The organism is Demequina sp. B12 (genome assembly GCF_028823635.1).
Classification (GTDB): domain Bacteria; phylum Actinomycetota; class Actinomycetes; order Actinomycetales; family Demequinaceae; genus Demequina.
Genome location: NZ_JAPEHU010000002.1, coordinates 43295 through 62385, shown reverse-complemented (window position 1 = coordinate 62385; position 19091 = coordinate 43295). Strand labels below are relative to the sequence as shown.

At 63.3% G+C, this 19091-nt stretch carries 23 protein-coding genes; 8 read left to right on the top strand and 15 right to left on the bottom strand.

Annotation, left to right across the window (positions count from 1 at the left end; translation table 11 throughout):
• Positions 1-27: 27 nt before the first annotated feature.
• Positions 28-1623: a citramalate synthase gene (cimA, locus tag ON058_RS04745; RefSeq protein WP_274667891.1), complete on the bottom strand. Its 1596-nt coding sequence runs from the start codon at positions 1621-1623 to the stop codon at positions 28-30.
• Positions 1624-1923: 300 nt separating this feature from the next.
• Between cimA and ON058_RS04740 the strand changes: the two genes are divergently transcribed.
• The gene (locus ON058_RS04740; protein ID WP_274667890.1) at positions 1924-2508 is read left to right on the top strand and encodes an RNA polymerase sigma factor; all 585 of its coding nucleotides are present in this window, start codon (positions 1924-1926) and stop codon (positions 2506-2508) included.
• Positions 2505-3467 (top strand): hypothetical protein, encoded by a 963-nt coding sequence (locus ON058_RS04735; RefSeq protein ID WP_274667889.1) that lies wholly within the window; start codon positions 2505-2507, stop codon positions 3465-3467. Before ON058_RS04740 ends, ON058_RS04735 begins: the two co-directional genes overlap by 4 nt.
• A 34-nt stretch (positions 3468-3501) precedes the next feature.
• Here the strand turns inward: ON058_RS04735 and ON058_RS04730 are convergent, their stop codons facing one another.
• On the bottom strand, positions 3502-4041 hold the full coding sequence (locus tag ON058_RS04730) for a M48 family metallopeptidase (protein ID WP_274667888.1): 540 nt from the start codon (positions 4039-4041) through the stop codon (positions 3502-3504).
• A gap of 82 nt (positions 4042-4123) precedes the next feature.
• Between ON058_RS04730 and ON058_RS04725 the strand changes: the two genes are divergently transcribed.
• Both ON058_RS04725 and ON058_RS04720 read left to right on the top strand, forming a co-directional pair.
• Positions 4124-4720, top strand: a complete 597-nt coding sequence (locus ON058_RS04725; RefSeq protein WP_274667887.1) for an RNA polymerase sigma factor — start codon at positions 4124-4126, stop codon at positions 4718-4720.
• Positions 4717-5700 (top strand): endolytic transglycosylase MltG, encoded by a 984-nt coding sequence (locus ON058_RS04720; protein ID WP_274667886.1) that lies wholly within the window; start codon positions 4717-4719, stop codon positions 5698-5700. Before ON058_RS04725 ends, ON058_RS04720 begins: the two co-directional genes overlap by 4 nt.
• Before the next feature lie 11 nt (positions 5701-5711).
• On the opposite strand, the gene ON058_RS04715 is transcribed toward ON058_RS04720, so the two are convergent.
• On the bottom strand, positions 5712-6818 hold the full coding sequence (locus ON058_RS04715; RefSeq protein ID WP_274667885.1) for a branched-chain amino acid aminotransferase: 1107 nt from the start codon (positions 6816-6818) through the stop codon (positions 5712-5714).
• Positions 6819-6978: 160 nt separating this feature from the next.
• Here ON058_RS04715 and ON058_RS04710 point away from each other — a divergent pair, with 160 nt between their 5' ends.
• On the top strand, positions 6979-7362 hold the full coding sequence (locus tag ON058_RS04710; RefSeq protein ID WP_274667884.1) for a RidA family protein: 384 nt from the start codon (positions 6979-6981) through the stop codon (positions 7360-7362).
• Positions 7363-7364: 2 nt separating this feature from the next.
• Here ON058_RS04710 and ON058_RS04705 read toward each other — a convergent pair whose 3' ends face one another.
• From ON058_RS04705 to ON058_RS04680, 6 genes are all read right to left on the bottom strand, one after another.
• The gene (locus tag ON058_RS04705) at positions 7365-8021 is read right to left on the bottom strand and encodes a hypothetical protein (RefSeq protein WP_274667883.1); all 657 of its coding nucleotides are present in this window, start codon (positions 8019-8021) and stop codon (positions 7365-7367) included.
• 395 nt (positions 8022-8416) lie between these two features.
• Entirely contained in the window at positions 8417-9040 is a 624-nt protein-coding gene (locus ON058_RS04700) for a DUF6318 family protein (RefSeq protein WP_274667882.1), read from the bottom strand.
• A gap of 141 nt (positions 9041-9181) precedes the next feature.
• Entirely contained in the window at positions 9182-9601 is a 420-nt protein-coding gene (locus ON058_RS04695) for a hypothetical protein (protein WP_274667881.1), read from the bottom strand.
• A 105-nt stretch (positions 9602-9706) separates the two neighbouring features.
• Positions 9707-10555 carry an ABC transporter permease gene (locus ON058_RS04690; protein ID WP_274667880.1) on the bottom strand — a complete coding sequence of 283 codons (849 nt, stop codon included), beginning with the start codon at positions 10553-10555 and terminating at the stop codon, positions 9707-9709.
• A complete protein-coding gene (locus ON058_RS04685; RefSeq protein WP_274667879.1) occupies positions 10552-11523 on the bottom strand; it encodes an ATP-binding cassette domain-containing protein in 972 nt (323 codons plus the stop codon). Before ON058_RS04685 ends, ON058_RS04690 begins: the two co-directional genes overlap by 4 nt.
• Before the next feature lie 155 nt (positions 11524-11678).
• A complete protein-coding gene (locus ON058_RS04680) occupies positions 11679-12449 on the bottom strand; it encodes an NADPH-dependent F420 reductase (protein WP_342452978.1) in 771 nt (256 codons plus the stop codon).
• A gap of 31 nt (positions 12450-12480) precedes the next feature.
• Between ON058_RS04680 and ON058_RS04675 the strand changes: the two genes are divergently transcribed.
• Together ON058_RS04675 and ON058_RS04670 are read left to right on the top strand one after the other, a co-directional pair.
• A complete protein-coding gene (locus tag ON058_RS04675; protein ID WP_274667878.1) occupies positions 12481-13344 on the top strand; it encodes an HNH endonuclease in 864 nt (287 codons plus the stop codon).
• A gap of 170 nt (positions 13345-13514) precedes the next feature.
• On the top strand, positions 13515-14414 hold the full coding sequence (locus tag ON058_RS04670; RefSeq protein ID WP_274667877.1) for a hypothetical protein: 900 nt from the start codon (positions 13515-13517) through the stop codon (positions 14412-14414).
• A 105-nt stretch (positions 14415-14519) separates the two neighbouring features.
• Here the strand turns inward: ON058_RS04670 and ON058_RS11140 are convergent, their stop codons facing one another.
• The 3 genes from ON058_RS11140 to ON058_RS04660 form a co-directional block, all read right to left on the bottom strand.
• Positions 14520-14675 carry a PLD nuclease N-terminal domain-containing protein gene (locus ON058_RS11140; protein WP_369334902.1) on the bottom strand — a complete coding sequence of 52 codons (156 nt, stop codon included), beginning with the start codon at positions 14673-14675 and terminating at the stop codon, positions 14520-14522.
• 208 nt (positions 14676-14883) lie between these two features.
• Positions 14884-15312: a VOC family protein gene (locus ON058_RS04665; RefSeq protein WP_274667876.1), complete on the bottom strand. Its 429-nt coding sequence runs from the start codon at positions 15310-15312 to the stop codon at positions 14884-14886.
• A gap of 58 nt (positions 15313-15370) precedes the next feature.
• A complete protein-coding gene (locus ON058_RS04660) occupies positions 15371-16120 on the bottom strand; it encodes a TipAS antibiotic-recognition domain-containing protein (RefSeq protein WP_274667875.1) in 750 nt (249 codons plus the stop codon).
• 74 nt (positions 16121-16194) lie between these two features.
• Between ON058_RS04660 and ON058_RS04655 the strand changes: the two genes are divergently transcribed.
• Complete coding sequence (locus ON058_RS04655) at positions 16195-16575, top strand: hypothetical protein (RefSeq protein WP_274667874.1); 381 nt, start codon at positions 16195-16197, stop codon at positions 16573-16575.
• 70 nt (positions 16576-16645) lie between these two features.
• Here the strand turns inward: ON058_RS04655 and ON058_RS04650 are convergent, their stop codons facing one another.
• From ON058_RS04650 to ON058_RS04640, 3 genes are read right to left on the bottom strand one after another with little or no spacing between them, the layout of a single operon-like run.
• Complete coding sequence (locus ON058_RS04650) at positions 16646-17455, bottom strand: amino acid ABC transporter ATP-binding protein (protein WP_274667873.1); 810 nt, start codon at positions 17453-17455, stop codon at positions 16646-16648.
• Positions 17439-18107, bottom strand: a complete 669-nt coding sequence (locus tag ON058_RS04645) for an amino acid ABC transporter permease (protein ID WP_274667872.1) — start codon at positions 18105-18107, stop codon at positions 17439-17441. The genes ON058_RS04650 and ON058_RS04645 overlap by 17 nt, the downstream gene beginning before the upstream one ends.
• Positions 18107-18946, bottom strand: coding sequence for a transporter substrate-binding domain-containing protein (locus ON058_RS04640; RefSeq protein WP_274667871.1), 840 nt, complete (start codon positions 18944-18946; stop codon positions 18107-18109). The genes ON058_RS04645 and ON058_RS04640 overlap by 1 nt, the downstream gene beginning before the upstream one ends.
• Positions 18947-19091: the final 145 nt, after the last annotated feature.

Here is a 19091-nt window from a genome sequence, read left to right as displayed (position 1 = left end):
TACCGGCGTAGCCGAACGCGCGCCGCATTACCGGCGCTCCACACCGGCCTTCAACAATCCGTAGACCAGCGAATCCACCATGGACTCCCATGCGGCCTCGATGATGTTCGGGCCCACGCCCACCGTGCGCCAGGTCTCCCCTGTCTCGCGGTGAACGGTGGTGATGAGGACACGAGTCACAGCGTCGGTGCCGTGGGAAGCTTCCATGATGCGGACCTTGAAGTCGGTCAGCTCGAAGTGGTCGATCTCGGGATACGCCGCCACCAGCGCGGTCCTGAGCGCATGGTCGAGCGCGTTGACGGGACCGTTTCCTTCGCCCACAGAAACGTGGCGCTGGCCACCGGCGAGGAGCTTCACGATCGCCTCAGCATCGGCGTCTGTGGGGTCACCCAACTTGGACGAGACGCGCACACGCCAGGTCTCGACGTCCCAGAAGGTGTTGTCTTCGCCCAACTCGTCGCGCAGGAGCAACTCAAATGAGGCATCGGCGGCATCAAAGGTGTACCCGGCGGCTTCCGCGTGCTTCACACGCTCGGTGACGCGGCCCAGAAGTTCGCCCTGGCCTTCCAGATCGAATCCGAGCTCTTTGCCCTTGAGTTCGATCGAAGCACGGCCTGCCATGTCGGAGACCAGCATGCGGAGCCCGTTACCCACGAGTTCGGGCTGGGTGTGCTGGTACAGGTCGGGATCCACGCGGATGGCCGATGCGTGCAAGCCGGCCTTGTGCGCAAAGGCACTGGAGCCCACGTAGGGCTGGCGTGCGAAGGGGGCGATGTTGGTGATCTCGGAGATGGCGTGGGCGATGCGGGTGGCTTCGGTGAGCCCGTCGCCCTTCAAGACCGTGAGCCCCTTCTTGATCTCCAGGTTCGCGACCACGGTCACGATGTCGGCGTTGCCGGTGCGCTCGCCGTAGCCGTTGATGCAGCCCTGGACGTGGGTGGCACCGGCAGCAACCGCGGCCATCGAGTTCGCGACGGCGCAGCCGGAGTCGTTGTGAGCGTGCATGCCCAGCGGCACATCGACGCGAGACCCCACGGCACGAACAATCTCGGTGACATCGTCGGGGAGCATTCCGCCGTTGGTGTCGCACAGGCACAGGGTGTCGGCGCCGCCGTTGATCGCGGCCTGGAGGGCGCGCACGGCGTAGTCGGCGTCGTAGCGGTAGCCGTCAAAGAAGTGTTCTGCGTCCATGATGACGCGGCGGCCTTCGCCGGTGAGGAACGCAAAGGTTTCCTCGATCATCGCCAGGTTCTCGTCAGGGCTGACGCGCAGAGCACGTTCCGCATGGCGAATATCTGACTTGCACACCAGCGTGATGATGGGCGCCTCGGAATCGAGCAGCGCGCGCACCTGCGGGTCAGCGGCGGCAGTGGTGCCCGTCTTACGAGTCATGCCGAAGGCCGCGAACTGCGCGTTCTTGAACGACAGCTCCTTGGCAACGAGCCCAAAGAACTCGGTGTCCTTGGGGACAGCACCCGGCCATCCGCCTTCAATAATGCCCACACCCAGTTCATCCAGAAGCGGGGCAATCGCCATCTTGTCCGCGACGGACAGGTTCATGCCTTCTTGCTGTGCGCCATCCCGCAGGGTGGTGTCGTAGACCTCTACTTCGAGATCCGTCATGGTGTGTGCTCCTTGTGAAGTGCCATCATTCCGTTGCGCCCGGCCGCGGGGCGGCGGTGCTTGTGGCGGTGCCGGAGAGTCATCCCAACAAAAAAGCCTCCCAAGGGTGCGGGAGGCTGCGCGTCGGGAATACTCTCGCCGACGCGCTACAGAATGATGATCGCGGTGTGCATCGGGTTCAGTATTGCACAGCGTCCGTGGAGCAGGTACCCCCGTGGGCCACTCATCCCCGCGTTTGCCGGCCGGGAGCCGTACTTCCTGGTGAGACCATGACCGCAATGCGAACGATGAGGGGGTCACGTGGGTACGTGGGCAGCGACAGTGGAGGCGTTACTCGCGGAGCGTGGAGCCGCACTTCACGGGTATGCCGTGGCGTTGACGGGCAACCACCATGCGGCGGAGGACTTGCTGCAGGATGCGCTCGTCAAGACTTTCCGTAGTGGCCGCGGCTCAGTCACCGTGAATGAGGCGCATGCGTATGTGAAACGCGCTATGCAATCGGCGGCGATTGACTCGCATCGACGCAGGCGGGCTCGCCCTGAAGAAAGCGAACTGACTCCGCACACCGATGCTGCTGCTCCAGACCCCACGGCGGCGGTCGTCAACCGCAACGCTCTCCTGCACGCGCTCGCTGGGCTCACGCCCCGTGAGCGCACCTGCATGGTGATGCGGTTCTTCGACGGCTATAGCGCGGTGGACATCAGCCAACGGCTGGGCCTATCCCCCGGCACGGTGCGCAAGTACCTGTCGGACGCCACTGCCACTCTTCGCCAGCGCGGAGTCGACTACGGGCTTCACCCTTCGGACATTGATGACGCCGCGGCAAGTGTTCCGCTGCTGACCCGACCATCCTCTCGAATGACCACGAACGGAGCACGCGCATGAGTACCGCTTTCCAGAACGAACTGTCCTCCTTGATTGACGATGCTGGCAGCAGCTTCAGCGACACAGCATGGGGAGCCGATGCCCGGGGTGCGGTGGCAACGGTGCGGCGTGCGCGGCGTCGGCGCCAGATGGTCCACGGCGCGTCTGCGGCGGGGGCGGTAGCGCTAGTCGCGGCAGGCAGTGTGTACGCTCCACGCCTCGCTGGTCCTGATGAGGGGGCCGCAAGTGCTGCGAGTGGGGCCGATGCTGCCGTGACGGACGGCCTCTCGGACGGCGTCACGGCGCCCACAGCGCCCACGGCTGAGCTTCGCTCGAATGACGGGATGGTGCTGTGGGAGTCCGCGCAGTTCCGTGCGCAGAGCGATCCACTGATGCGCGCGGATGCGCAAGCGGCCTTCACCTGTGCGGGCATGGACTGTGAACCGGCATGGGTGGGTTCCAGCGCATTGGTGGATGCACGGGCGTCCGTCAGTTACACGGAGGACGGGGACGCTGGCGCTGCGTTGGAAGTGGAGTGGCGGCTCACCAACATCACCGACCAGGACATCCTGATCGAGCGCGACTCGCAGGGCGTGTTCATCGAGGTGGAGGGCGCTCCGGTGACGGACCTTCAATACGGCGGCACCTCCTTCTCGGTGGCGCCGGAACTGCCGTGGTACAGCCGTCAACCCGGCGCACGCGCCGACTCCGAGAACGGCACCTTTGTGTTGGATCCCGGAGTCACCGTGAGCGGCACTGTCGCGGTGCCGCTGGAGGGCTACCTCGCGCCCGACGGTGAACGCGCCACTCCCGAGTACATCCTTGATGGAAACTCCTTCACCGTCACCGTGCAGGCAAGCATCCCCACGGACGTTCGTGCTTACCAGGTGGTTCTTGCGGGCACTGAGCCAACGGTGTTCAGTCTTGTTGATGGCCAGGTCAACGCCAGGGTGCCTGGGGCTCCAGAGAACCTCGACTAACCCGGACGCCGGAACGCAGGGCCGAGCGGCGCGTCTACCTTTGCAGGGTGTTGAGGTGGGCGCGCCGCTGTTTCCAGTCCGGCAGGTGCCGGTCCATGAGGGCATAAAACGCCGGGCCATGGTTCTGCTCAAACACATGAGCGAGTTCGTGGACGATGACGTACTCCAACGCGTCAGTACCGCGACGCGCCAGTTCCAGGTTGAGGGAGATGGTGTGGCGCACGGCGTTGCATGAACCCCACCGGGACTTCATGATCTTGATTGTCACCTTCGGCAACGTCTCTACGCCCATCCGAGCACACCACAGAGGCATCAGGCGTGCCACGTCGCTGCGCATGTGGGCGCGCAGAGCATCGGCTTGTGGTCCGGGAACCAACGCGGGCTCCATCTCCGCCAGCAAAGCTGTCCGTTCTGCGATCCATGCGGCCTTCGAAACCACGAAAGCGTCGATGGTGCGCGTGGCCGTGTTCGGAGGCGCACTGACTTTGACCTGCCCGTCGCCTTCCACGCGCAGGATGATGCGGCGTTGGCCGCGCCTGCGTGTGAGGCGATACTCCGGGACGGGTTGCTTCATGGTGTGTCAAGGCTAAACGGCACCACCGACAGTCGCGGAATCTTCTGTGAGGCGGGCTCAACGTTTTGCCCCTGGGCTGCGTATGAGCAAGCATGACAACCAGGACAATGACCGCATGAGCGCGTGGGCCAATACTCTCGACGAACTGATGCGCTCCCGAGCCTCATCCTTGTTCGGGTACGCCTACGTATTGACCGGTGACGCCGCCGAAGCGGAGGACCTTCTCCAAGATGCTTTGGTCCGCACGTTCCGCTCGAATCGACGTTCCGGCAGCCTCAACGAGGCGCACGTCTATGTGAAGAGGGCGATCTCGTCCGCTTTCATCGACGGCCATCGGCGCACCCAAACCCGGCCTCAGCGGGCCACGGGAGACGACGGGAACTTCGCCGACGCATCGGCCATCACGCCCGGCCCAGAGAACCACGTCACACAAAGCGTGGACCTCCACCAAGCCATCCTCACATTGCCACCCAAGCAACGCGCCTGTGTGGTGCTGCGCTTCTTGGAGGACAAAACGGTCGCGTCGATTGCCGCGGAACTCAGCATCGCGGACGGCACCGTCAAACGCCACCTCCATGACGCGGTCGCCACTCTCAGAACCCGTGTCACGGACGTCGACTTCGACGCCCCACCACGCGACACCGTCGCCGTTCACAGCACCGAAGGAGCACAACGATGAGCACCACCCACCAGCAGTTCGCCTCGATCGCCGATGCCGGCGCACGTCTGTTCACTCAGTCCCACCTGGCGCACAGCCACCAGCACATCACCCACCAAGTACGCCGCCAGCGCGTGGCGCGCGCCAGCGCCACGACCGTTGCCAGCATCGGCCTTGTGGGGGCGGGCGCCTTCGGCTTGGTGTCGTTGGCACAGCCCTCCACAACCGTGGTGGGACCGGCAGCCAGCGGCAGTGCGGACCCCGACGCCTTCCCGTCGGGTCTCCCCACTGCGGAGACTTCCACTTCCCCCGACACCGCCACCGAGGCCATCGCGGAAGGCACTGTGGACATCACCGCGGAGTCTCACCCGAAGGACGCTGCCGCCCAGATCGCCGAGCTCTACGGGGTGAGCGCGGACCACGCTCTGGCCGCCATCACATCGGCCCTTCCTCCCGAGGCCGACGGCAACGCCGAAGGCTGGCTAGGGGAAGGCACCTACGACGTTGAACCGTCCGTGTCGCTGGAGCGCATGGCGCAACTCATCACTGCGCAGATGCCCGAGTCCCTCAGCGCGGCCGGAATCCCTCGTGACGAATGGCAGGCCACCGTCATTGCAGCGTCCATTGTCCAGGCGGAGGTGCCCGAAGGCACTGAGCAGAGCGGGTACCAGGCCGTTGCAGACGTGATCGCCAACCGGCTTGCGGCGGACATGAGTTTGCAGGTCGACTCGCCGTTGATGTACGCGTTGGGCAGCGAGTCGCTGTATCCCACCGTGGAACAGCTCGAAACCGACAGTCCGTACAACACGTACGGGAAGCCCGGCCTACCTCCCACTGCGATCGGCATGGTCAGCCCCACGAGCCTCGACGCCGTCATCCAAGCGCCCCAGAGCGACGTCATGTACTACGTCGTCACCGGACCCACGGTTATCGAAAGTGCCGTCACCTGGGACGAGTTCATGGAGTTGCTGGAACGCCTCTACATTCCTGACAACGACTAGGCGACCCGCGTCTAGGCGACCCGGCGCATCCAGCCGTATGGGTCTTCTGCGCGGCCGTACTGGATGTCAGTGAGCCGGCCTCGTAGGCGCATGGTCAACGCGCCAGGACCGCCGTCGGCGACCACCACATCGAAGTCTGGGGATACCAGACGGGCCATGGGGGTGATCACGGCGGCGGTTCCGCATGCGAACAGTTCCACGACCGAGCCATCTTCGATTCCTGCGCGCAGGTCGTCGAGCGAGATGTCACGCTCCACCACGTCGCGGCCTTCGTCACGCAACAACTGAAGGACCGATGCGCGGGTCACGCCTTCCAAGATGGTGCCGGTGACGCGCGGCGTCCAAATGGTGCCGTCGCGCCGCACAGCGAACACGTTCATCCCGCCCAGTTCTTCGATGTACTTGTCTTGCTTGGCGTCGAGGAACAGCACCTGGTCGCAGCCGTTATCCTGCGCCTGCTGCTGCGGCAAGAGCGAACCTGCATAGTTACCGCCGGTCTTCGCCTGGCCCGTTCCACCTTCGCCTGCACGGTGGAAGCCTTGGGCTACCCAAATCGAGACGGGCCGCACGCCACCGGAGAAGTACGAGCCCACGGGGCTTGCCATCACCAGGTACTCGACCTGGTGTGATGGCCGCACACCCAGGCATGCTTCCGTGCCAAGGAGGAATGGTCGCAGGTAGAGGCTGGACTCTCCCGTGGTCGGGACCCACGCTCCGTCCGTGGCGATCAGGGCTTCGATGGATGCCATGAAGTCGTCTTCACTCACGGCGGGCAGCTGCAGCCGTGCCGCCGACGCCGCCATGCGTGCTGCGTTCATTTCCGGACGGAACAGGCGTATGGAGCCGTCTTCCCAGCGGTAGGCCTTGAGTCCTTCGAACACCTGCTGCGAGTAGTGCAGCACAGTCGCTGCCGGGTGAAGGCTGAGGTTCTGGAACGGCTCAACGCGGCGGTCGCCCCAACCACCGTCGAGGGTCCAGGTGGCGCGGGCCAGGTGGTCGGTGAACACCATGCCGAAGGCAGGCGACTCCATGGCCGCGGCGCGTTCAGCGTCTGATGCGGCGTGAGGGTTGCGTGTCAGCGTGTAGTCAGCGGCGGTGATGGTGGGCGAAACGTCCATTCCGTCACCCTATCCGCGCCATCTCCCCTGGCCGTACATGCGCGGCGGGGTTTGCCTCGATCCGAGGCCCTGGCCGTAGATTCCGGTCGCGTTCGCGGTGGTACGGACGTACCGTCAAAGGAGAAGAAACCCCAGAATCAGCCCCAACGGAGGAGCAGCCATGGCGATCACGCACATCAACCCCGAAGGGATGCACACCTCGATCGTGTTTTCGCATGGAGTAGTGGCGACGGGTTCCACAACGCTCTATGTGGGCGGCCAGAACGGCACCGACACCGACGGACACATCACAGGCGATGTGGTGGACCAAACGGAGCAAGCGCTGCGCAATGTTCTGCAGGTCCTCACCGCTGCTGGTGCGTCACAGACCGATGTCGCCAAACTCACCATCTACCTGCACGCCGATGCTGACGTCCAGGAGGCGTTCGGCGGCGCCCAAGAGGTGTGGGGCGACCACCCCGTGCCGCTGACTGTGGTGAAAGTTGCAGGCCTCGCGCGCCCCGAAGCCTTGGTCGAGATCGACGCCGTTGCGGTGATCGACTGACGCTAACGCGACTGCCCTACCCCGGTCTTCTCGAGGTAGTCCTCGATGTGGTTGTCGGGGATGGTGTGGTTGTCGGTGCCGTCTGCGTCGGGGTCGGTGATGGTGGGCACTGGGCCGGTGGGGGCGGTTTGTCCTGAGTTGCAGTGGCCGTTGAGGTCACAGTCCACCAGGCGTGGTTTGGGGTTGTAGATGTGCAGGCTTTGTGGCGGGTTGGTGGTGGTGGCAGTGCCTGGTGCTTGGATCCAGGTGGTGGCGTTGTTGAGGCTGTAATGTCCCTCCCACGTGGTGGTGAGAGCCAGTTGGGTGCGTCGTTCTGGTCCGCGTGCGAACGCTACCGGTGGGGTGTCTGCTTGGGATGAGTCTGCACGTGTCATGGGATGGGTGGTGCCGTCTGTTTGGGTCCACACCCAGCGTGTGGGGGTGGCACGAAGCATCACATCGGTTCCAGCGAGGTTCACGGTCACTGTTTGGGGTGTGTCGTCCACGGTGGGGAACAAACCCCAACTGGTGGTGGTCCATCCGTCCCCTGGCCACCACGTGTAGCCGGGTGGGGTGATGGTCATGGACTGCCATGCGTTGATCGCTGCCGCATGCACCGGATCTGTGGCGCAGGTGTAGCCGGTCACCCGTCGCCATGGCCCGTATGCAGTGTCGGTCACGGGGTCTGACTGCCACAGCGGATCCCTGACCGCCTCACCACTGGGACACATATCCGCAGGCACCTCTACCTCAGTCCCAGGACACGAAGGCACCACACCATAGAACTCCGGAGGCGAGTTCAACAACGGATCCTCCGTCTCCGCGAACCAGCCCAAACACATCGGAGCACGCACAAACTTAGGCTGAGGTCCTGACGAGACCACCGGCCTAGTTTCGTGCAGTACTTCTTCGAGTTCTACAGCCACGTCGCTCTTAGAAGTGTTACCCCGCCACGATCGATCGAGGCAGGTACCTTCACAGTCCCCCGGTGCGACTGCATGCGCAGGTGGAGTAACGACAAGAGCAAGGATGAGGGCAAGCAGCGAGCAGGACTTTCCGAGCACGACGCGCCACATCAGTTCTCATCAACTGTCGCGACTTCGAGCAGCGAGAACCTCTCCCCACCCCATTCCATGTGGAACCGCCCAACCAGAGAATCGGCGGGCACCTCTGAGGCGACTGTCCCGTCGGGCTCAAAGTAGGTCATGGCCGCAATTTCGATCGGTAGGTCGACAACCCAAGTGCCGTCAGTCTGAAGTCCCTGACCCGCTCCCCACACATCGAACTCAAGCTCGCCTCCGGCCATCGTCAAGCCAAGCCGCGCATCCTCTTCCGCGCGCTCAAGCACGCTCAGGCAGAACTGACAGCCAGCGTCCGAAAGATACGCGAACAGTGACGTATCTCCCGTACGCGCCAGTGCTTGCGACTCACCTGCCATGAAAGCCGAGAATGCTACCGCGCCATCGAAGCTCTCGGACTTTGCGGCCTCAGGCAACGCCGCGAGCACGTCCTCTTCGGTTAACGCGGTAGGTGTAGGCGAAGCGCTGGGCGACTCCGTGACGACAGCAGTAGGCGACTCGTCAGGCGTAGGCGTGGCAGTAGTAGTGCCGCCCCCGGTACACGCGGTCAACGTCAGCAGCGCGACTGCGGCTACAACAGCACCAGCACGGCGCGCGGAAGTAACAAGAACTCGTGGCATGTGAGGTTCCCCCATGCCTTGGCACGCTACCCACGCACGGACTCAAGCGAAAGCGGAACCGCGCATCTGTGGACAAACTAGACCACGCATTGACGCTCCCAGACCCGCAACACAACGAGCGCGGAAGCGCCCGCGCACGTGTCAGCAGTAGTCGCACACTCCTGTGGCGGGGAGGTTGGTGAAGCAGGACGAGCATGTCAGGATCACGGGCTCTGCGGGCTTGACGGGCTTTGCCGGTGCCGCGGCTGCCGCAGGGGTGTCCCCGCTCCCGCTGAGAGGACCGTCGGCGACGGCGCCGGGAAGCTCAATCCACTGCGATTCGCCGTCCTGTGGGTGGAGCGCCACATACACGGACGTGATGTAGGCCACGGGCTTTTCTGCGCCGAGCGGTTCGAGCGCAATGTACGAGCGGGACTCGGGGATGTAGATGTGTTCGTAGCGCAGACCGCGAGTCACATCGCGGACTTTGTCGACCGCTCCTAGCGGCAGTGCGAAGTCGGCCAGGGCGGCGTCAAGGGTGCGGAAGTAGGTACGGAGTTCGAGGTCGAGCGCAGAAGTCACCGGAAGATTTTGCCGCATTTGTGGGCATGCTCTGGACGCCGCGCCGGGCTCTCCGGCGTGTCTGGTCAAGACACGCCGGAGAGGACTTCCCAACACCTCGGATTGTTAGCGCGGGTTGCGGTATTTCCACATGGTCAGGGAGCCGAAGACGCTCACCAGCACCGCGGACCACAGCAAGGTGATCCCTAGTTCGCTGCCCAGCTCGGTGCCGTTCATCAGCGCGCGAACTGCGGTCACCAGGTCCGACACAGGGTTGACGTCCACCCAGGCTTGCAACCAGCCGGGCATGGTGGAAGGGTCCACGAAGATGTTGGAACCGAACAGCAGCGGCATCAACACAAAGCTGGCGACACCCATGATGGCTCCGGGTGTGCGGAGGATCAGTGACAGGAACGTCCAGATCCATCCCAGCGAGAATGCGAACACCAGCAGCAGCGCGACGCCAAGCACCACTCCTACAAAGCCACCACCGGGACGCCACCCAATCAGCAGGCACACGATCGACGTCACGATCGCGGCAACAATGAACCGTACGGCGTCTCCCAGCAGCATGCCGACCAGGGGCGACGGACGCCAGATGGGCAGCGAGCGGAACCGGTCAAACACGCCCTTATCGATGTCTGTCCGCAGCGTGGTGCCGGTGTACATAGTGATGAACAGGACTGACTGCACCAGCACACCGGGGGCGATGTACGCGATGTACTCGGACACGGATCCTGCAATCGCACCACCAAAGAGGTACGTAAACAGCAGAGTCATGATGACGGGGAACACCGTGACGTCGAACAGTTGCTCGGGCACGTGCTTGATCTTCAGGAGTGCACGCCAGCCAAACGTCACGGACGTCGACAGCGCGCTGGGGCGGGCTGGGCGTTCGGTCGAGGACAGCGCCGATGCAATGGCGTGGGCTTGAGGCGCACGCTCAACAGGAGCGACAGCTTCTTCGGTACTCATGCTGCGTCCTCCTCTTGGGTGGTCGGTTCGTCCGCGGCGTGGCCGGTCAGCGCAAGGAACACTTCATCCAAACTGGGTTGACCGAGCGAGAACTGAGCAATGCCGATGCCTGATTCATCCAACGCTGTGAGGGCACGCGTGACGCGGCCGCGATCGTCAATCGCTGCAGTGAGCGCTTGCGGGTCGGCAGTCACATCAACGGGGACGTCCAGCTCGCGCGTCAGCAAACTACGCGCATTGTCACGCTGGTCGCGGTCCATGACACGCACGTGAAGCGTGCCGGATCCCACAGAGGCTTTGAGTTCCGTGGCGGTGCCTTCGGCGATGATCTTGCCGGTGTCGATCACGGAGATGCGGTCGGCCAGTTGGTCGGCCTCGTCCAGGTACTGGGTGGTGAGCATCACGGTGGTGCCAAAGTCCACCATGGCGCGCACGATGTCCCACACCTCATTGCGACTGCGTGGGTCTAGTCCGGTGGTGGGTTCGTCCAGGAACAGCAGTTCCGGTGTCACCACGATCGACGCGGCAATGTCGATGCGCCTGCGCATTCCTCCGGAGTACTTCTTGACGACTCGGTCGCCGGCCTCTGCCAAGCCAAACGCTTCGAGTAGCTCGTTTGCACGTTTGGTCGCGCCCGCGCCACCGAATCCGTACAACTTCGCGATGAGGCGCAGGTTCTCGCGGCCTGTCAGGTCTTCGTCGACGGACGCAAACTGGCCGGTGAGCGACACACGGGAGCGAACCTCGTCGGCTTGACGCGCAATGTCGTAGCCAAGAACGGTGCCTGTGCCGGCATCGGCCCTAATGAGGGTGGCGAGCATCCGGATCGCCGTAGTTTTTCCTGCCCCGTTGGGGCCTAGAAAGCCGTGGACTCCGCCACGTTCAATCGCAAGGTCAATCCCATCAACGGCCCTGGTTTCGCCGTAAGTCTTGACCAGGCCGTGAGTCTCAATGGCAAGTTCTGCCACGTTGCCCCTCCTCGGTGAACGCGCCAGGATCTCCGGCGCATCACAACAGAGTAAGACGGCCCTCCGACATCCGGTAGGGCTACGGGCTCGAATCGTTCTTAAGGACGAACGATGCCCTGAGTTCCTCCCGCACCACGGGCGTGCGGGTGCTCCCGCTAGTGCTGATGCACGCGTTTGGTGGTCGCGACCGCTTCTTTGAGCTGTTCGGCGTTCATGCGGACGCCGTATGCCGGGGTGTCTCGCTCCACGCGCCACGACTTGGAAAGCCCGCCAAGGTCAACGGCGTCGTAGCCCAGGGTGTCGAGAAATGCTCGCACCACGGCTTTCGCTCCGGGGTCTGCGCCTGCGATGGCGAGGGCACGGCGGTCTTCTGTGCCGGCGGGGAGTCCGTGGGCGGGGATGTCTTTAGCGTTGATGTGGTTGAACGCCTTCACTACGTGACTGTGGGGCAGGTGGCGTTGCAGGAGTTCACTGGTGGTGGACAGGTTGCTGTCGAGCGTGGCGATGCGGCCGTCGCGTTCTGGATAGTAGTTGGTGGCGTCTAGGACCACGGTGTCCTCCAGGGGCTCCCGCGGCAGGTCCCGAATGGCGTGAAGCGGGACAGCCACAAGCACGAGGTCCCCTGCCCTGGCGGCTTCTTCCACGGTCGCGGCTCTGGCGTGACTATGCCCCAACTGGTCGATGGTGTCGTGAAGCGTGTCCGGTCCGCGCGAGTTCGAGATCACCACCCTGTGCCCCGCCGCGATCGCCGCCTTTGCGACGTTGAACCCAATGTTGCCAGCGCCAATGATGCCCACAGTGCTCATGTTCTGGCAACGAACAGCAGCGCGGCGGCATTCCCACGAATGCCAGGTTTGATGGCTTATGTGCGGTTTGGCTGGGCTGGATTTTGCCGGGCCGATGCGCGCGCTAGCTTTGCGAGGCAAGTTACGGCAAGCTGCGGGAATGGAATCACCGGTGAGTGCGGCTTTGCGGGGGCAGATCTTTGATGAGGTGGCCGCGCGGTTTCTGTCGTCTTCGATTGTGAGCCGTCAGGAACTGCTGGACTTCACAGTGGGCGGTGAGTCGATGCCCTTGATTGACCGTTCGCGTGGCATTCGCAACCCCAAGCCGCTTGAGGCCACGTTAAGTGTGGTCTCCTCTGCAGATGGCCCATACGCGGATGAAGAGGTTTCGCCGGGCATCTGGCGCTACGACTTCCGTGCTGGCGGTAGTGGCGGAGACAACCGCAAACTCATCGCGGCTCACCGGCTTGGTGTTCCGGTTTTGCTGTTCCGGAAACTGCAGCCGAACGTCTACCAAATCGTGTATCCCGCTCGCGTGGCTCACGTCAATGAAGCCGAATCCCACGTGTTGATCAGCTTGGAGGAACTATCTGGGTTCTCTCCAGGCGAGGCGTCCGTGGTGGAGCGAGGCTACGCCGAGTACCTGGCGAAGCGCCGGGTGCATCAGCCTGCATTCCGCGCCATGGTGATGCGCGCCTACGACACCCAATGCACCGTCTGCCGCTTCAAACACGGCGAGCTATTGGACGCCGCCCACATCACTGCAGACTCTTCGCATTCTGGGGACGCCACGGTGACTAACGGCATGGCAATGTGCAAGATCCACCACGCCGCCTACGACGCCAACTTCCTGGGCGTCTCCCCTGACTACGAGATCCGGATCAACGCACGCCTGCTAGACGAAGTAGACGGGCCGATGCTGCGGCACGGCTTGCAGGAAATGCACGGCGTGAAGATTACGTTGCCTGCGCGGCGTGCGGAACAGCCCGACCGCGAGCGCCTGGCCGAGCGGTTTGAGGTGTTCACGCGGGGGTAGGGCACACGAGTGCTTCGTTCCAGGTGTGCGTGGACCAGGCACGCTCCACCGCTTGGGCCTCCGGTATCGAATCGAAGCCCCCGACTGGTCAGAAACGGTCGCCGAGTTATGTTGCTAAATCAAGTCAAGCGCTAAGGTTCGACGCAACACCATCAGCCCGACGGAAGGCCATGTCAGTGCCGCAGGACGCTCCGCGCGAGGATTGCTTCTTCATTTCTCCGATTGGTGACGACGAGTCACCAGAACGCAAGAACAGTGACCTAGTCATGAATCACATCCTCACCCCCGCATTGGTGCCGGCGCACGTTACCGATGTTCGCCGTGCCGACGGCGACGCCAACCCCGGTGAAGTTACTCCGGCAATTGTGAAGGCGATACTCGACGCGAAACTGGTTGTGGCCGATCTGACTGGCGCGAACCCAAATGTGTACTACGAGCTCGCCATCGCGCATGCGTTTCGCAAGCCCACCATCCACATCGCGAAGCCGGGAGAACTCCCGAGGTTTGACATCAAAGACTCACGCGTCATTCGGTACGGGGTTGTCGTGGACGAGGCGGCAAAGGCAGTGGCTGCGATTGACAAGGCGGCGCGTTACGCACTCGACCACCCTGAATCCGCTGAGACTCCAGTATCTCGCACTGCAGACTTGGTGTCACTGCGGCAATCTGACAATCCTGCCGCCGAGCAAATCGAGTACTTGACCCAGACAGTTGCCCACCTCGATGCACGCATCGATCGCGCCCTCAACCGCTCTGGCGATGAGACGCTGAAGCGTTTGCAGCGGTCGCTCGGACTCGTCGAATCGGATGATCTCGCTGCATGGGCCAGGCGCCTACGGTCGTTCGTCATCTCGGTCGTACGGCACCCATCTAGCGTTGAGAAGGATCCGTCTGACCTGGAAGCGTTGATGGGACTCGTGCCGGTCCTCGTCGAGGTCGAACAGGAGCTTGAGCAGGGTGCGCCGGACACTAAGGCCGTCCGGAATGCTACTGAAACCCTGGAATCGATCTACCACGATTTGACCGCGATTATGCCCGGAGCGTCCATCCCACAAATGCCGGCAATGTAGCGCGCCCTGCACTTGGCGCGGTCCAGAACGACCTGGACGCACAACTCACACTCCTACCGTGGGGGTGTGCTGACGAGTTGCTCCCTTCGAGGCTCTACTGGACTGTCAAGGCTGGACCTCTCGGACGTGCCGACGCCGCCGCCCCCACAGCAAGTAGAGGACCGGGCCGATCGGAAAGAGGAAGACCGTAATGCCAACCCAGACCCACTTGGGAGCCACCCTCGGCTCGCCGCGTGCAATGTCAACGATCACAAGTGCCATGAGTGCCAGTACGAAGACACCCATGCTCGATATGCCAAACGTCTGGACGCTTCCCACAATTTCTGCCTACACACTTCCCCCTCGGTAGGCCCGCACACGGGTGTGGAGCCAATCTAGCGACTCGCCACCCAAGACGGAATGAGCACACCCTGCCAGTTGCGTAGTCGACGCCTACCCACCGCGACAGCCAGTCCAAAGTGCCCAAGCCTCACAACGCCTGCGCCAGCATCACGATAATCCCGCTGGGGCCGCGCACATACGTCAACTTGTACACATCGCCATAGGTGGCAACACCGCGCAGTGGGTGGCATCCGTGCCGTGCGGCGATCTCCAACGCGGCGTCGATGTCACCTACTGAGAAAGCCACCCTGTGCATCCCAACCTCGTTGGGAGCGACGGGCTCGCGCTCAATCGGTTCGGGATGCAGGTACTGGAACAACTCAATGACGCCCTGCCCGTCCGGTGTTTGGAGCATCGCGATCTTGGCGTGATTGCCGTCCAAGCCCACTGCGGTGGAGGCCCACTCGCCGCTGACCTCGTCCCGCCCCATGACGGTGAGACCTAGGTCTACAAAGAAGTTGATCGCCTGGTCCAGGTCACGGACCGCGATCCCGACATTCTCCAACTTGATCGCCATAGTCGGAGGCTAACGTTCGCTCCGAGGCCCCGCATCCCGGCAGCATCCGCCAAGAGACCTACCGTCCAGCGAACACCTCGATCGCCTGCCGCAGCCACTCGGGCAACTCGCCTCCAAAAGACACCACAATCGAATGCTGCAGTGGATCGTCCACATACGACCGCCCTAACGCGCCGTAGGCGTCAACGGACAGCGGCACCGACTGAGTAAGCAATGCGTAGTGGTCGGCCACACCGCGCTGGGCCTCGTCAGAGTCCACGGACACACCTCGCCTCGCCATCTCCGCGAGTCGACTCATCACCTCCGCAGAGGCCGCCACCACGTGCTCAATGTCGGCCACAGACATGGATTCCATTCCACGCGCATAGGCCGCGTAGGACTCCACCAGCCCCGCTGGGTACTGGATCTTCAAACGGTCAACCAGCTGGGCAAACTCGCGGCGATACTCACCTCGCAACGCCTCCGGGTCTTCCACTCGCGCCCCATCCAACCGCGCAATCTGCTCCTCAATCGACGCCGCCAACACCTCCAAACGCGCCTGCTCCGCTCTCACCTCGGCAAGGTGCTGACGCAGCGCATCGGCTTCACTGGTGTGCTCGTCAAGGATGCGAGCAATCTCACCAAGGCCCACACCAGCCCGGCGCAGGGAGACGATGCGGTAGAGACGCGGCAGCATTTCCACCCCGTACCAGCGGTATCCGTTGTCGCTGACTCGGGAAGGTGGGAACAGCCCCAGATGGTCGTAGTGGCGCAACATGCGCGCCGAGACCCCCGTGCGCTTGGCAACCTGACCTATCGACAGATCCACGGACACTCCCCCTCACGGCCCATGCGGCCTTCACCCTTGACCTTCACATAGTGTCAACTTTTAGGATCGAGCGCATGCCATCGACAGACCAGGCCATCGCCCGCACCACGCCCGTGAACTGGCAGGAACACAGGCCAGTCCACAGGGAAGACGGCGAACTCGTGGGAGTCATCGTCGGGGACAGCGAACTGTGGTCGCCGTGCACGGTCTTCGGAACGGCGCTTGCCGCTCCACGCCCGCACGACCAAGCCGTCGACTACTTGCACGCCCACGGCCTCAGCGCCCTGGCCGACCCCTGGGAGTTGCTACATGAGGGCGCGTGGATCAACGTGAGCATCGTGGAAGCAGACCCCAACCGGGTCACGGTGCAGTTCGCGGACTACGGGCGCGCGGACCTGTTTGGCCAGCGGCACACGCTCGCGGCGCCGGCAGGCGAGAACCTACGCCGCCGCTAGGCGACTACGACCCCACCGCTAAGCGACCATCGACGCGCCACAAGCACCAGCGAACCGCACACCACACCCGCTACAACGGATGCGTCAGCCGCCGCACAAACTGTTGGGTCCGCTCTTCCTGGGGAGCGCCCAGCACCTGGGCGGGCGGCCCCATTTCCAGCACAGCGCCGGAGTCCACGAACGCCACCTTGGAAGCCACCTCGCGGGCGAACTGCAGTTCGTGGGTGACTACCACCATGGTCCAGCCCTCGGCGGCCAGGTCGCGCATAAGCAGCAGCACGTCGCCCACGAGCTCGGGGTCCAACGCTGACGTGGGCTCGTCGAACAGCAGCAGTTCAGGCTTCAACGCCAGCGCGCGCACAATGCCTACGCGCTGCTGCTGGCCGCCGGAAAGCTGGTGAGGATAGGCATCGGCCTTGTCGCCAAGCCCCACGCGCTCCAACAGGGCGCGGGCATCTTCTAACGCGTCCTCCCGCGCCCGCCCCTGCACCACCACGGGGCCTTCGACCACGTTCTCAATGACGGTGCGGTGAGGGAACAGGTTGTAGTGCTGGAACACCATGGCGGACTGGTCGCGCAGGGTGCCACGTGCCCGCTCCAGCGCCTTCGCTCCCCCACGTCCAGCAAACCCGGCCCCAAAGTCCACGGACACGTCGCCTACCCGCACTACTCCGGCATCGGGCGTCTCTAGTCCGTTGAGGCAGCGCAGCAGCGTGGTTTTGCCGGAGCCGGAGGCGCCAATGATGGCGACCACTTCACCGCGTTCAACGGTCAAGTCAACGGACTGAAGCACCTGGTTGTCACCAAAGGCCTTGGAAACTCCAGCGACAGATAGCAACGGCGCGCCGCCAGTGACGGGCTGATCAGGCAACTGCGACATGGCGTTCCAGCCTCCTTTCAATCCGCAACTGACCGGACGAGAGCGCCAGGCAGATCACCCAGTACACAATGCCGGCCTCGATGTACAGGAGCATGAACTCCTGAGTGAAGGCCGCGATCTCTTGGGCTTTGCGGAACATTTCGCTGACCAGAATCAGCGACGTCAACGAGGTGTCTTTCACCAAAGAAATGAAGGTGTTGGACAGCGGCGGGACTGCCACACGCGCGGCCTGAGGCAGGATGACCCGCCTCAGGGCCGTGCGTCGTGACATCCCCACCATGTAGGCCGCTTCCCATTGGCCCTTGTCAACGGACAAGATGGCGGCTCGCACCACTTCCGCGGCGTAACCACCCACGTTGAGCGACAGAGCAATGATGGCGCTGGGCCAGGGATCAATGACCAGTCCCAATGACGGCAGTCCATAGAACACCACAAACAACTGCACCAGCAGCGGCGTTCCGCGAATCACGGAAATGTACAGCCGCGCCAGCGCAGACACTAGACGGTTGCGGGACAGGCGCGCGAGCGCCGCTCCCACCGCCAACACCATGCCCAGCGCGAACGATGCCAGCGCAAGCGGAATGGTGCCAGCAACCGCTGCTAGCGCCAGGGGTCCTAGGGAATCCCAGAACAGGGACCAGTCAATGTCCATTAGGAAGCAGACTCCACAGAAACGTCGTCACCAAAGAACTGCTGCGACAGCTCGGCGAGCGTGCCGTCTGCTTCCAGAGTAGCCAGGGCATCGGTCACTGCCTGGGCAAGTGCTTCGTCACCGCCGGCAAACGCGAAGGCGCTACGCGAACCCTCGTCCGTTTCCAACGCAACCTTCAGTCCTTCGGCTCCGGTTTCGAGCTTGTAGTCCAGCCAGGTGAGCTTGTCGTTGATGGTGGCGTCCACGCGGCCCTGGTTGAGCAGTTCCACCGACTGAGCCCAGCCTTCGATCGCTTCAATGTTGGCGCCAGACTCCTTCGCCAAAGTGCCGAACGCGGACGTGAGCGACTGCGCCAGGGTCTTGCCTTCGATGTCATCCCAGGAGCTGATCTCGTTGTAGTCATCGCGGACCACCACCACACCGTTGGAGAACGTGTAAGGCGCGGAGAACTCGTACACCTCTTCACGTTCAGGAGTGACGCCCACCTGGTTGGCCACGGCGTCAAAGCGGCCTGCCTCAAGACCGGTCAGCAGTGCATCCCACTGGGTCTCCTCGAACTGGATCTCAACGCCCAGTACCGCTGCCACAGCGCGCGACACCTCGACGTCGTATCCGGTCAACTCACCGGTGCCATCGGCGTGGAAGGTGAACGGACGGTACGTGCCTTCCGTGCCGACCACGATGACACCCGCCTCCTGAATGTCCGTCAGCGACGTGTCAGTACCAGCGGCGGCGCTGCCGATCGCAGTGGGGTCCGCGTCGGAGTCAGCGGCAGAGCAAGCGGTGAGGGCCAGAGCGGACGCCACCAGCGCAGCGGGGAGAGCAAAACGAGTCTTCATGTCAGGTGCCTTTCGTAGGGCGGGAGGGGGCGCATCGGCCCACTGGGATCACCAGTGCACAACGTTCACAAGAACGCTCACACGGGCCGATGCTTGGGTGGGGTACAACGACGGATACAGATGGGGACACTCACCACGCAAGGGT